Source organism: Ruania zhangjianzhongii, assembly GCF_008000995.1.
Taxonomy (GTDB): Bacteria; Actinomycetota; Actinomycetes; order Actinomycetales; family Beutenbergiaceae; genus Ruania; species Ruania zhangjianzhongii.
The window spans coordinates 913995-927907 of sequence record NZ_CP042828.1 but is presented as its reverse complement, the minus strand read 5'-3'; the positions used below and the strand labels follow the sequence as shown (position 1 = coordinate 927907).

Annotated in this window: 8 protein-coding genes; 4 read left to right on the top strand and 4 right to left on the bottom strand. The window is 67.2% G+C overall.

The genetic code is table 11. The features are described from left to right. Positions 1–177: 177 nt before the first annotated feature. Positions 178–1173, bottom strand: coding sequence for a LacI family DNA-binding transcriptional regulator (locus FU260_RS04280; RefSeq protein ID WP_147915934.1), 996 nt, complete (start codon positions 1171–1173; stop codon positions 178–180). A 277-nt stretch (positions 1174–1450) separates the two neighbouring features. On the opposite strand from FU260_RS04280, the gene FU260_RS04275 reads away from it, so the two are divergent. The 3 genes from FU260_RS04275 to FU260_RS04265 all read left to right on the top strand — a co-directional run bounded on the left by FU260_RS04275 (position 1451) and on the right by FU260_RS04265 (position 4578). Continuing rightward, a complete protein-coding gene (locus tag FU260_RS04275; protein WP_147915933.1) occupies positions 1451–2707 on the top strand; it encodes an ABC transporter substrate-binding protein in 1257 nt (418 codons plus the stop codon). Positions 2708–2788: 81 nt separating this feature from the next. Continuing rightward, positions 2789–3703 (top strand): carbohydrate ABC transporter permease, encoded by a 915-nt coding sequence (locus tag FU260_RS04270; RefSeq protein WP_210418202.1) that lies wholly within the window; start codon positions 2789–2791, stop codon positions 3701–3703. After that, positions 3700–4578 (top strand): carbohydrate ABC transporter permease, encoded by an 879-nt coding sequence (locus FU260_RS04265; protein ID WP_147915932.1) that lies wholly within the window; start codon positions 3700–3702, stop codon positions 4576–4578. Before FU260_RS04270 ends, FU260_RS04265 begins: the two co-directional genes overlap by 4 nt. A 90-nt stretch (positions 4579–4668) precedes the next feature. On the opposite strand, the gene FU260_RS04260 is transcribed toward FU260_RS04265, so the two are convergent. The 3 genes from FU260_RS04260 to FU260_RS04250 all read right to left on the bottom strand — a co-directional run bounded on the left by FU260_RS04260 (position 4669) and on the right by FU260_RS04250 (position 12790). Then, positions 4669–7212: a hypothetical protein gene (locus FU260_RS04260; RefSeq protein WP_147915931.1), complete on the bottom strand. Its 2544-nt coding sequence runs from the start codon at positions 7210–7212 to the stop codon at positions 4669–4671. A gap of 56 nt (positions 7213–7268) precedes the next feature. Beyond that, the gene (locus FU260_RS04255; protein WP_147915930.1) at positions 7269–10127 is read right to left on the bottom strand and encodes a carbohydrate binding domain-containing protein; all 2859 of its coding nucleotides are present in this window, start codon (positions 10125–10127) and stop codon (positions 7269–7271) included. A gap of 122 nt (positions 10128–10249) precedes the next feature. Next, positions 10250–12790, bottom strand: coding sequence for an NHL repeat-containing protein (locus FU260_RS04250; RefSeq protein WP_147915929.1), 2541 nt, complete (start codon positions 12788–12790; stop codon positions 10250–10252). Between the two features lie 164 nt (positions 12791–12954). Here FU260_RS04250 and FU260_RS04245 point away from each other — a divergent pair, with 164 nt between their 5' ends. Beyond that, complete coding sequence (locus tag FU260_RS04245; protein WP_147915928.1) at positions 12955–13890, top strand: CPBP family intramembrane glutamic endopeptidase; 936 nt, start codon at positions 12955–12957, stop codon at positions 13888–13890. The last annotated feature ends 23 nt before the right edge of the window (positions 13891–13913 follow it).

Below are 13913 nucleotides of genomic sequence, written 5' to 3'. Positions count from 1 at the left end.
GCGGTTGCAGCCATGCGATCCGACACCGGGATCCGTGCGACACCCGCGGGCAGGGTGCGCGCTCGCACGGCCGAGCGACGGTGAGGCGACAGCCTCGCGCGGCCCAGCAACGGTGAAGCGACAGCCTCGCGCGGCCCAGCAACGGTGAAGCGACAGCCTCGCGCGGACTGGCAGCGCTCAGGCGGCGGACTTTCGCGGGCGAGCGACCGCCGTCGTCCCCCGCAGCGCCAAGGCGCCCTCGAGCCGCTCCTGGCGGATGCGCGCACCGGCCATCACCTCGTCCAGCAGCTCGACGGCCCGCTCCCCCAGACCGCCGATCGGAGCACTGATGGTGCTCAGCGCCGGCGTCATCGTGCGAGCGAGCAGCACGTCATCGCAGCCCAGAACGCTCACGTCATACGGCACCCGCAGACCGGCGTCGGTCAGGCCAGCGATCACCCCACAGGCCATCAGGTCGTCGAAAGCGAGGACCGCGGAGGCCTCGGACGCGGCCACGGCCTCCGCCGCCGCTCGGCCATCCTCGAACTGAGCCTCGAACGGGCCGTGCTCGAGCAGGCGCACGCCGGCGTCGGCAGCAGCACGGCGGAACGCCTCGGCCCGGCGCTTCGAGGCCCAGGCGTCGGCCGGGCCGCGGAGCAAGGCGAGCGTCTCATGCCCGTCTGCCACCAGCGCCTGGACCGCCCGTTCGATGGCAACGGTGTTGTCGCAGACCACACTGGCCATCCCCCGCATCACCCGGTTCACCACTACCGCTGCGGTGGAGCCGAGCGCCCCACTCAATGCACTAGCACTAGCCCGCGGAGAGACGATCACCAGCCCATCGACCTGTGCCTTGAGCTGGACCACCAGACCCGGCTCGGCGGCACCGTTCGCCCGAGCATCGACCAACAGCACGCCCGCTTGCCGCTCGGCCGCGGCCATCTCGATCGCCCGCACCAGCGGTGGCACGAAGGGGTTCGTGATGTCCGGGACGAGCAGGCCCACCAGGCCGGTGCGCCCGGTGGCCACGCTCCGCGCGGCCCGGCTCGGCTGATAGCCGATCTGGTCGGCCGCATCGAGGATTCGTTGCCGGACGGAGTCGCGCACCAGATCCGGCCGGGAAAACGCCCGCGAGACCGTCGAGGCCGAAATCCCCAGCTCGGCGGCGATCGAATAGATCGTGGCTCGCCTCATCAGCCGCTCCTTCCATCAGCACTTGCTGCAGACCCCGTGCAGTAGAGGTCAAGAGTGACACATTCACGCCGCGCGCCGGTACCGAACGTTCCACCGGTTGCATCCGCAGCGGGCCGCCACCCAGCGAGCCACGGAACGCTCCCGGACGCCGCTGAGACCAGAACGTTACCCCGAGCCTGGGCGAGAAGCCTTGACATCCGAAAGACGGCTTCGTTAGCGTGCCTGCAACCGCTTGCATCACATGGTGTTCAAGGATGAAGACTGACTGGGAGGGCGCATGAAGCGCACAACGGGAGCAAAGCTCACCGGGATGGCCGCTGCGGCGATGATGCTCGTCGCCGCCTGTGGCGGAGGCGACGACGGCTCGGGAGGCGAGCCCGCGAACCCCGAGGAGGTCTCTGGTGACGTGACGTTCTGGTTCTACCCGGTCGGCGTCTCAGAGACCACCGACTGGTGGGAGCCGCACGTCGCGGAGTTCAACGAGGAGTACCCGAACGTCAACATCGAGCTGGTGCCCCAGTCCTTCAGCAACCGGGAAGACGCGATCGTCACGGCGGTCGCCGGCCAGAACGCGCCGGACGTCATCTACTTCAACCCGGACTTCATCCCCCAGTGGGCCGAAGAGGACATGCTCATGCCTCTGGACGACCTGCGCGAGGACTGGGACGACTTCTACGACTCCGCGCTCGAGGCGAACACCTGGGAGGACACCCTCTACGGCGCACCGCTGCTGATGCAGATGATGACCTCCTACTGCAACACCGAAGCCCTGGAAGCAGCTGAGGTGGAGTGCCCCACCAACTGGGACGAGTTCCGCGAGGCCGCACCGAAGTTCGTCGACGCGGGCTACTACGCCACCGAGTACTCCGGCACCTCCACGCTGAACCACACGTTCTACATGTTCCTCTGGCAGGCCGGCGGTCAGGTGCTCTCCGAGGACATGACCACCGCCGCGTTCAACAGCCCGGAGGGTCTGGAGGCACTGGAGCTGATCCAGGAGATGACCGAGAACGAATGGGTCCCGCAGCAGCCGCTCACGGTGATGGAGCCCTTCGAGCAGACCGCAGTGGGCCAGGGCGAGGTCGGCTATGTGATGGGTGGAAACCTGACCCAGACCCGCGAGCTGGTCGACCCCGAGATCATCGAGGTCGTGCCACCGCTGCAGAACGTCGAGCAGGTGGCCGGCGGGTCGGTCGGTGCGTGGTCCATCTTCAACACCACCGAGAACCCCGACGCTGCCCGCGCCTGGGTGCGCTTCCTCTCCGAAGAGGACTTCATGCGCGACTTCCTCGCCGACACCGGCTACCTGCCCCCGCGGGAGTCGATCGACGATCTCTTCGAGGACGACCCGCAGACCGCTCAGGGGATGGACTACCTGGACCAGGTCCGAGTCGGGATCATGCACCCGCAGGCACGCCAGATCATCGACACCATCCGGCCACACATCCAGTCCGTGCTGGTGAACGGCAACGACCCGCAGGCCGCCCTCGACACCGCCGAGCAAGAGGTCAACGCTCTGCTGGAACGAGGCTGATCAGCCCATCGGGGGGCGTGCCGGGCCAGCTGGCTCGGCGCGCCCCTTGAGAGCAGTCAACGAGTCGAGAAGGTACCGAACGTGGCGACGATCTCCGCCCCCAGTCCAGAACTCCGCAAAGAACGCCGACGGCGCGTGCTCACCTCCAAGACCGCGCTGGCTGCCTACGTCTTCATCGGCCCGTACGTTGTCTTCTTCACCATCTTCCGGATCATCCCGGCGCTGTACGGGATGATGCTCAGCCTCGGTGACTACAAGCTCAACGGGACCTTCGAGCTGCTCGGTCTGGACAACTTCGAGCGGCTCTTCGCCGACCCGATCTTCTGGAACGCGCTCCGAGCCACCGGCGTCTACGCGTTCGTGGCGATCCCCCTCACCGTGGCGATCTCCCTGGCGATGGCGCAGCTGTGCAACCGGGTACTGCGCGGGATGTCCTTCTACCGCTCGATCTTCTTCCTCCCGGTCGTGACCTCCCCGGTCCTCTCCGGTCTCGTGTTCGTCTGGATCTTCAGCCCGGACGGCCCCCTGAACTGGGTGCTGGACGGAGTCGGGATCGGCGGGGTGAACTGGTTGCAGAGCAGCTTCTGGGTGCTGCCCTCCCTGGCGCTGGTGAGCGCGTGGATGAACTTCGGCTACAACATGCTCATCCTGCTGGCGGGCATGCTGGCGATCCCGATCGACTACTACGAGGCCGCCTCCCTGGACGGTGCCAACTCCTGGCAACGGTTCCGGAACGTGACGATGCCGCTGCTCAAGCCCGCCCTGTTCTTCGTGCTGGTGCTGGAGACGGTGAAGTCCTTCCAGGTGTTCGACACCATCTATGTGATGACCTCCGGTGGTCCGGTGCGGGCCAGCTACACGTTGACCTACATGATCTACGACCAGGGCTTCGGGTACTTCGACTTCGGCTACGCCAGCGCGGCCGGTGTGGTGCTGCTGGTGATCACGCTGATCTTCTCGCTGATCCAACGACGCCTCGTCGGGAGGTCCGCATGACTGCCACGTCGACCGCTCCGAGCAGGCCCGCCGGCGCCTCGGCGCCAATCAGTCCGGTCCCGGCCAAGCGGCGCAAGCGCACCTGGCGCCTGCACCTGCTACTGATCGTCGCGGCGCTGCTGACCGCGTTCCCGTTCTACGCCATGGTCGCGCTCTCCCTGCAGCCCGGTGAGGCGGTCGAGCTCCCCGGTTCGCTGCTGCCCACTGCCCCGTCCTTCGGCGCCTACGCCGAGGCGATGGGCTCTCGCTCCATCCCCACCTGGGCACTGAACTCCACCATCTACTCGGTGGTCTCGGTGTTCCTGGTGCTGCTGTTCGCCTCGATGGCCGGCTACGCGTTCGCGAAGAAGCGCTTCTTCGGCCGAGAGCTCATCTTCTGGGTCTTCGTGGCGATGCTGATGCTGCCCTACCACCTGACGATCATCCCGCAGTACCTGGTGGTCTCAGAGCTGGACGGGCTGAACACGATGTGGGGGATGATCCTGCCGACGATCGCCAACGCCCAGGCGATGTTCCTGATGCGGCAGTTCATCCAGGACATCCCGGACGAGCTGATCGATGCCGCCCGGATCGACGGCGCCGGCGAGTTCCGGATCTACTGGACGATCATCCTGCCGCAGACCAAGCCGATCATGGCCACCCTGGGCACGTTCGTGTTCCTCTGGCACTGGAACGATTTCCTCTGGCCGCTGGTCTCTCAGCAGTCCCCCACCAACTACGTGCTCACCGTGGGCCTGAGCTCGATGCAGGAGCAGGAGGCGCCGCTGGCCACGATCATGGCTGGTTCGGTGATCACCTTCATCCCGGCCCTGCTGGTGTTCATCGTGCTGCAGCGCTACTTCGTGCGCGGCGTGATGATGTCGGGGATCAAGTAACCACTCACGACGGCGGAGCTCACCTGGGCAGGTGAGTTCCGCCGTCGTCGGTGCGCACCACAAGCACAGCGGGACGCGCGCCTGACCGAGTCACGGCAGCCAGCGAAACACGTTCGTGTCGTTGGCGAAGTAGATCACGCCCTTGGCGTCAACCGCTGAATACCGCACACCGCCGGGGCCGAGAACAGTGAAGTCCGGCTGCTCGGGATCGAACCGGAACAACCGGCCACCAGCGTTGCCGTACATCAGACCGTCGACCGGGTGCTGGTACAGCTCGCTCAACCGACCCCAGATGTTGGCGTTACGTATGCCCGTATCGAGATTTCGGACCGCCTGAAGCGTCCGCACGTCGCACTGGAAAAGCGTGCCCTCGTCTCCCATACCCCACAGGCGCCCCACCGAGTCGAACGCGAGCGCGTGGATGATCTCAGCGCCTGCGACCACCGCGTTGCGAGTCACGAGGCGGTCGCGGCGTGTGTCCCAGGCGAAGAGCTCAGCCGTCTCTGCAGTGGGCTCACTGTCCAGGCCACCATAAATGCCGGTGCCACCGTAGACGATGCCATCCTGGTAGGCGAGCGCAGTCACGCTCTGGTCGGGGACGATGTTCCGGTAGATGTCGTACTTGCCGCTGTTGGGATTCACGAGGACAAGTGCTCCACCCAGCTCGCCGAAGTTGGGGATCGTCCCAGCCGCCACTCTCGGACCAGCGGCCACCATCGTCGCGGCTCGGTCCTGGCCGTTGTCCCGACCGACCGAGAACAGGTGCGACGGGTTGGTGCCCCACTGCCAAGTCTTGTTCCTATGACCGGCGTAGAACCCTGCCCCGGGATACGTACCGACAACCGTCTGGTTGTGGTGTCCGACGATACTGTCAGCTTGGCTGGGTCCACTCAGTTGCTCGAGCTCGCCGGTGTCGACCACGATGCGGGAGATCACCCCCGAGCTCAGGTAGGCACCGAAATAGATGTTGCCGTCTGCGCCGTGCCCGACTGACTGAACCTTTGCCGGCGCCCCATCGATATCGGGCGTCAGGATGTCGCCGTGCGCTGTCTGGAGATTGAAGCGCCAGATGCTGCCGTCATCGCGGAAGCCCACCAGCGTTGAGCCCGGGAAGCCATCGATACTCAGATCAACAACATTTATTCTGGCTGTGCCGCCATACTCCTCGGCCAGCGCACTGTCCTCCCACCCGATGGATCGGGACTGGCGAGTCGCGATGTCGAAAGCACGGACCGTATTGGCCTCGGCATAGAAGAAGGCACCGTCGACCGTGGTGTAAGTCCACCACCCCGTATCGAGTTGGCCATACCACTCCCCCGCGCTGAGGTCGTAGATTGCCCCGCTGGCCTCATCCGACGGTGAGTAACGGGCGAGGACAAGATCCTCATGGGTAGTCAGCTCGCTGAAGAAGTCGGCCGTCCCCACCATGTCAGGGGGTAGTGGAAGTTCGGTTCGCTCACCCGTCTCCGTGTCCATCCGCAGGAGCTCGGGGCTGGTGGAGGTCCCTATCCATAGGTCGCCGTCAACCATCGTCATCTTGCGCGCGTAGCTGCCCAGGTCCGTGACCTGCCCGTAGTCGCGCAAGTCGCCAGTGAGAGTGTCGTACGCCCAGACCTTGGCGTTCGGGTACGTGCTGCCGTAGACGGTGCCGCCGTCCACCAGCAGATCGTTGACAGCAGTCTCGCCGGCAGGCGCTGCGGCCAGCTGCTCCACCTCCCTACTGAACGGGTCATACCGCCAAAGGGCACCGGGATCCGGGCTCCGACCGCTGAAGTACAGCATGTGATCATCCCCGATCGCGGCGGTACTGATCACCCTGCTTCCACTCACCTCGTGCACCTCCAGCACCTCGCCGGAGTTCAGGTCGACCACGTTGAGGCTGAGCGGCTCGCCGTTGTTGAACACGTAGGCCACAGCACTCCCGTCGGGAAGCACGTCAGCCCGGCCCAACCGCACATTCGCCGTGTACATCGCCACCCCTAGGTCGGTGATCTCTAAGGGTGGGTTGTGCTTGAGACGGACATCGTCGATATAGAAGGTCGAGGAGTCTGCCGGCGTCGCATAGAGCAGGACCGAGACGGTCGTGGCCTGCTCCGGGGCTGTCGCTCCGAGCCGGACCGAGGCCCACTCGCCATGCGGCAAATCTCGGAAATGGGCACTAGACGAGCCGACCCGGCTACCGGACTCGGCGTAGAAATACAGATAGGCCTTGCCATGGATGGTGTCATTCGGCTCGGTGGACTCCGGCAACCGGACGCGCAGGGTGAGCTCGTAGTCTTCCCCGGCCGTCACCGGCATCGCATCGCTGAGCAACCCATAAGCTTGATCGGAATCCGGATCGTGGATCTGCAGGCTGGCCTGCCCCTCGAACGCGTGGGTTTCGACGACGCTCAAAGAACCGGCGCCTCCTCCACCGTAGGACTGGGACCATCCCGGGATCACGCCGTCGACGACTGCTTCCTCGAAGCCTCCGTTGACCGGTCCAATCGCCTGCTCAGCTGCTCGGGCGGGACCACTACCCAGAGCCGTCGTCCCCCACACGCTCGCGCCCAGTCCGGCGCCGAGCGTGCCCGTGACGAAGCCACGGCGGGACAACCCGCTGGCCCCAGGACGGTGGACAGGTCGTGCGCTCATAATGCATCTCCTTCGACACGATGGACAGGTACCTGCGTTGGGCGCGATCGGGCCGGTCAGAGCCCGGCGCACTGCCCCGCGGCCGGGCCGGTGACGGTGTTCGCCTCGCCACCGTTGGTCGGCTCACTGATGTTGCCGTCGCACCGCAGCGGCCCGATGATCGTGTTCCCCGCGATCAGCACCTCGCCCACCGTTCCGGTGACCGAGACTGGCCCGGTGATGTGGCTGGAACGCAGCTGCACCGTATCGGCACCGTCCGCGCTGATCGGGCCGACCACCGAGGAGTCGGTCATCACGATCGAGGCGCCGGTGGTGATACGCACCGGCCCGGCCAGCTCACCGCCGGTCACACACAGCACTTCGTCCTCGACCCGCAGGGGGCCCGCATGCCTGCCGGTGATGGTTCGGTCGCAGGCCGGTGCCGGCGCGTCTGGCACCCATCGGTACAGGGTGCCGCCCCGGTTGTAGTAGTAGCTGCCGAGCCGGTCGACGGCCAAGTTCTGGGTGCCGGTGGCGATCACGGTCATCTGCAGCGTCTGCGGATCGATCTCGAAGACTCGGCCAGCAGTCTGTCCGACCAGCCGGTCGCCGCGGAAGACCAGCTCCCGGGTGGTCCAGTAGGCGGCCGAATCGTCCACGTCGAAGTAGCGCTGCCGCTCGACGATCTCCCGGGTCTCGGGGTCGAACCGGAACAGGGTGTTCGCGGTGATCCCCCAGAGGTCTCCGTCCGGACCGAACGCCAGCCCGGACACGTTCTCCTCCCCGGGTACCGGGACGTCCTGATAGACGACCTCTCCGGTGCTCGGGTCGAAGATGAACAGCTGGCCCTCGCTCGTCGAGGGATCGATGCCGAGCCCGCCCCAGATCCCAGTCCCGCCATAGACCAACCCGTCGGCGTAGGCCAGGCTGATCACGGTCTGATCCTCGATGACCCCCTCGACCACGCTCATCTGCTGCGTGTCCGGGTCGAAGAAGGTGAGCGCCCCGCCGAGGTGTCCGTAGTCGGGCACGGTACCGATCGCGACACTCTCACCAGCGGAGACCCAGGCCACCGGACGGTCCTGGCCGTGCTCGATACTGACCCGCTCGGGCGGGTTGGTGCCGTTCTCCCAGTCCTGGGTGCTGTCGTAGGTATAGAGCAGCGCGCCGGGGTAGGTACCGATCACCAGGTCGTCACCGTGGGCGACCATGCCCTCCACCTGACCGGGCCCCGGCCGCAGCACGGACTGCCCGGTCTCGGCGTCCACCTGCGCGATCCCGGGAGGAGAGGCATAGCCACCGACCCAGGCGTCGCCCTGGGGTCCCGTGCCCAACGAACGGATCTGGAACGGGGTGGGCATCGCATCGGTGCGCATCAGGCGAGTTTCGCCGGTCTGCGGATTCCAGACGTGGAACACCGCCTTGCTGGTGGCGGTCACCAACGACTCGCCCGGGAAGCCCTCGAGCCCGACGTCCATCACCGCCCAGCCCCGTGCGGAGGCACCACCGAGGTCGATCGAGACCGCCCGCTGCTCCCTCGTGTCCAGGTCGTAGGCGATCATTCCGCCGCCGATCTCCGGGATGAGCACCTCGGTGCGTTCGGTGCCGGAATCGGAGGTGGTCACGGCCGGCGAGACCTCCAGGCCCACGGCATTCTCGATCGTGTCCACCCAGGCGCCGTCGGTCAGCGAGTACACCAGGACGGTGTTGGCCGGGCTGACCCGGGCGAACAGGGTGTCGCCGGCGAGGCTGACGTCGTAGACGAACTCCTGGTCGGCGTACTCGGCGGGTAGCTCGATGCTCTCGGTCCCTCCGGTGGCCGTGTCCACGCGGGTCAGGGACGGAGTCGCGGTGCCACCGCCGACATAGACGTCGTCACCGGCCACCGCCAGGCTGCGGGCGTAGCTGTTGCCCTCGACCAGAGTGCCGTAGTCCTGCCAGGTGTCGGTCTCCGGCTGGTAGCCGAGCAGCTTGCCGCCAGGGTAGGTGGCGAAGAAGAGGTCGCCGTCGGCATTGACGCCGGCTTCCCAGAAGTAGGTCTCCCCCAACGGCTGGTCGGCGATCTGGGTCAGGGTGAGCGCATCCGGGTCGAAGCGGTAGACCTGCCCGGAGGCCGTGGCCAGGTACACCATGCGGTCCGGCGTGGTCGCATACGCCCAGGTCAGGGTGCTGCCCTCGATGGTCTCGGTCATCAGCCGCTCACCGGTGATCAGGTCCACGGCGCTGAACTGTGACGGTGAGCCGCCGGCCACCACCAGGCCGATGTCCCGGCCCTGGGCGTCCTCGGTGTACCCGGCGCCGGCGTTGGTCAGACCAGTGATCGGCTGTCCTAGGTCTTCTTCGGTGCCGGTGGCCTCGTCGGGTGTGGCTGGCGAGAACGTCACGTTGTCCACCCATCCGTCGGAGACGAACGCGATCGTGGTGTCGAGGAGTACCTGGGCCTGGGTGGCTCCCTCGGGTACGGTGAACAGGAAACCCTGGCTGGACCAGGCGCCGTCGGTCGACCGGACTCTCTGATGGTCGAGCGAGACACGTTCACCGTCCTCGTCGAGGTAGAGCACCGAGGGCTGTAGGGTGCCCGAGTCCAGCCGCACGTCCAGAGCGAGGCGATGGCTGTCCCCTTCGGTGACCGAGAGGGTGTCACTGCGGATCGCATAGCCGCGGGCGTCGCTCTCATCCAGCACGCGCATGCTCGTCGAGCCGTCGCTGGCCTGGTCGCTGTCGGACCAGAACGCCTCGGTCGAGCTGGCCCACATCGGCTGCCAGCCGGTCGGCCACCCCTGGTCGTCGAGCTGTTCGAAGCTCGCATTGGCCAGCAGGTTGTCCTCGGCGGTCGGATCTGCTTCGGCGGGCGAACCTGCCACCGCTGTGACGGTCAGTACCGCCAGGGCCGCTGCCGCTCCGACGAGCGTCCCCGCTCTGCTGTTGCCTCTCATCGCACTCCCTCGTCCAGTCTCTGGCCACGATCGCCAGGGCCGCGGATCCTCGTCGACCCCTCCCCGCAGTGGGGAAACGGCCGGGTCGGATCCTGATCAGGAGCCGACCCGGCCGGATGCCGCTAGAGCACGGCGCACTGCCCGCTGCTGGGCCCGCTGACCTCGTTACCGAGGCCGGCGTTCACCGGTGCCGGGTCGTTGCCCGAGCAGGACAGCGGGCCGTTCACCGTGTTCTGGCTGACCAGAGGTGCCAACGCGGTACTGCTGGTGGTCAGCTCGACCGGGCCGCGCACCGTGGTGCCGCGCAGCACCAGGTCCTCGCTGGTCCCGTCGATCCGCACCGGGCCGCTCACCACGGAGTCGACCAGGTGCACCACACTGGCGCCGTCGGCCCGCAGCGGACCGGACAGCTCCGAGTCGGTCATGACCAGGCTCGCACCAGAGGCGACGGTGACCGGTCCGCGCAGGGTGGCATCATCCACACACGTCACGCCCTCGGTGAGCCGCAGCGGCCCCCGGTGGTCACCGGTGATCGTCTCATCGCAGGTGACGTCTGCGCCGTCGATGTCGATGCGGTAGGCGTGGGTGAGGTCGAGACCGATGATGTTGCCGGCGCCATCCCGGGTGATCTGCTCCATCTCCTCGGCGACCACCTCGAACTCCCCGGAGGTGCGATGCACCTGGTAGAGGGTGCCGTTCAGGGTGACCAGGTAGGAGCCGGTGCGCTCGTCCCAGATCGTCTTGGTGGAGTAGCCCCAGCCGCCGTGGCTGCCTTGATCGGGTTCGAACAGGCGGACCGACCAGGTGACCTCCCGTTCCTTCGGGTCGAACTCGAACAGCACACCGTCCGAGGTGGCCCCGACGAGCTGGCCCTCGGCGCCCCAGGACAGTCCGGCCAGGTAGCCGGCCTGATCGGTGAGCGGCTCCGACCAGAGCACCTCCTGTGCGTCCACGTCCCAGACGAACAGCTCCGCCGAGTCCGCGGTCGGGTCAGAGGACAGCCCGCCGTTGATCGAGGTACCGCCGTAGATCAGACCGTCGGCGTACGCGAGGGAGATGATGCTCTGGTCCGGCACCACGTTGCGGTGGAACTCGAACTCACCATTCTCGGTGTCTACCAGCGTGAGAGCGCCACCGAGCTCGCCGTAGTCCGGCACCGTGCCCAGGGCGACCCGGTCACCGATGGAGACGACGCCGTTGATCCGGTCCTGGAAGTGCGGCTCGCCTCGCTCCAGGGTGAGCACGTGCCGGGGGTTGGTACCCCAGTCCCACTCCTGCTCGAGGTCGCCGGCGTGCATCACTGCCCCCGGGTAGGAGGTGACGATCAGCTCGTCGCCGTGAGTGGCGATCGCGTCCGCCTGCTTCGGGCCGCGCAGCGGGGTCAGCTCGAGGGACTGGGCGTCGACCTGGGTCATCGAACCGCTGGACAGGTAGGCGCCGATGTAGGCGTTGCCGTCCGGCCCGACCCCGAGTCCGTGCGCCTCCGCCGGTGCCGGCTCGATCTCTGCGCGGGTGAAGGTGGTCTCCCCGGTGCTGAGGTGGTAGGTCCACAGGTCGCCGTCGGTGCTGATCCCGACCAGGGTCTCGCCCTCGGTGCCGGGCAGCTCGAGGACCGCCATGTCATAGGTGCCCACCTGGTCCGCGAGCAGCTCGGGCAGGTCGGCATCGGCCCAGCCCGTCGGTACCAGCTCGCCGCTGGTGGTGTCGTAGCTGGTCACCACGCCTTCGGAGAACAGGTACGTTCGGCCGTCGGCGTCCAGGTTGGTCGGCCCGGAGCCGAACACGCTGGGGATGATCTGCTCCGACCACTCGCCGGTGTCCAGATCGAGCACCGCGGTGTCGTAGTTTCCCCGGGGTGAAAGCCGGATCAGCGCCTGATCGGCTCGCTGGTCGATCCCAATGAACCACTGGGTATTGGCCATCACGTGGTCCGGGGGCTGAATCTCCCGCCGGTCCCCGCTGGCCGCGTCGATCACGTACAGGTGCGGGACCGGGCCCGTGCCGGCCCAGATCTCGCCGTTGACCACACCTAGGGAGAAGACGTAGGAGGCATCCTCGGTCTGCGTGCCGTAGTCCTGGATCTCACCGGTCTCCGGGTCGAACGCCACCACCTTCGCGTTCGGATAGGTACCGAAGTAGATGCGACCATCCGGACCCCAGCTGCCGCTGTAGAGCACCAGCTCCCCGGCCACCCGCTCCTCGAGGTTGGTGAGCTCACCGGTCTCCGGGTTGAAGGAGAACAGGCCGGCGGACATCGGGTGCCGAGCGGTGAAGTAGACCATGCCGTCGTCGTCGACGAGGATCCAGCCACCGAGGGTGGTGCCCTCGATCTCGCTGCTGAACAGCGCCTCGCCAGTCGTGGCATCGACCATGGTGAACGTGGCGGGGTTGCCGTTGGAGATCGCGTACGCCACCGGCGTGCCGTCGGCCAGCTCACCGAAGGTCGCCGAGCGGACGTTCACCGACATCACCGCTGGGCCCAGGTCCTCGACGACCGGGGTGGGAGCCTCGCTCGCGGCTGTGGCGGTCTGCGCGCTGCCGGCATCGGCGTCCGCACCGGGTGCGGCCTGGGTCGGCGCGGCCACCAGCGCGAGCGCGGCGGTCAGCGCCGCGGCAACCAGACCGAAACGCCGTCGGCCAGACCGTGGGACATTGGGCTTCATTGCTCCTCCTGGTGTTCCTGACTGCGGCGGAGGTAGTCCAGCCGCTTCAGTTTGCAACCGGTCGCAATGAACTTAGCAGGCCGGCGTCTCACCCGTCTAGCATCCGGTTGCAAAAACTGGACAACCCCTCGACGCCTCCCCAGTCGCGGTTAGGGTGACGCCTCATGGACCCGTCTGCGCCGTCGGTGGCAGCCACGCCGGTCACCAGCGCGCGTTGGATCGCACCGGTACTGGCACCGGCCCTCGCCGTGCTCGTGGCTTCCGGGCTGCTCGCGCCGATGCCCGAGGGGGTGCAGTTCTCCGACGTTGTTCGCTCCGCTGCGCTGTGGGCCGTGATCCTGGTGTTGATCACGATCGGCGTGGGTGTCCTGCCCTTGCTCTTCGGCAGTGTGCGCCCGGCGAAGCGCGCAGGGGGTGTCGGCCGCGCGGCTCCCGGCCGGGTGCTGCCGGCCCTGCTGGTGGTGAGCGGATTCCTGGTGTTGACCGCGCTGGCCGGCAGGACCCCGCGGCTGGCGTTCTTCGCCCAGTTCGAGCACAACTGGCAGGGCAAGGTGGTCGACCTGCTCTGGGTCGGCATCCTGTTCGCCGTGCTCTGGCGTTGGGCACGCGACGATGCCCACCTGACCTGGCGGACCCGGCCAGGCAGCGGGCGCACCGCGCTGATCGTGATCGGAGCGGTGTTCGTCCTGTTCGCCGGTCTGACTGTGATGTCCGTGTCGATCGATCCAGCCATGCACCAGCAGGTGGGCGCCGAACAGCTGCTGTACAACACCACGATCCCGAACCTCACCGAGGAGCTCATCTGGCGGGCCGCGATGCTCGCCGTGCTCGATCGCGCCTTCGGCACGCCGTGGCGCCTGGCCGGTGCACCCGTCGGGTGGGGTCTGGTCGTCACCAGCGTGGCCTTCGGCGCCGGTCATCTGATCCTGCTCAGCGCCAACGGAGAGTTCTCGCTGAGCGTGTCCGGCGGCATCTTCGCGGCTCTGATGGGCGTGCTGCTGGCGTGGATCTGGGCCTACACCCGCAGCGTGTGGCCGGCGTTCCTCCTGCACTGCGCACCCGAAGCTGCGGTCGACGTCGGGATGCTGCTCACCGGCTAGCCCACCGGGAGACGGCGGCCAGC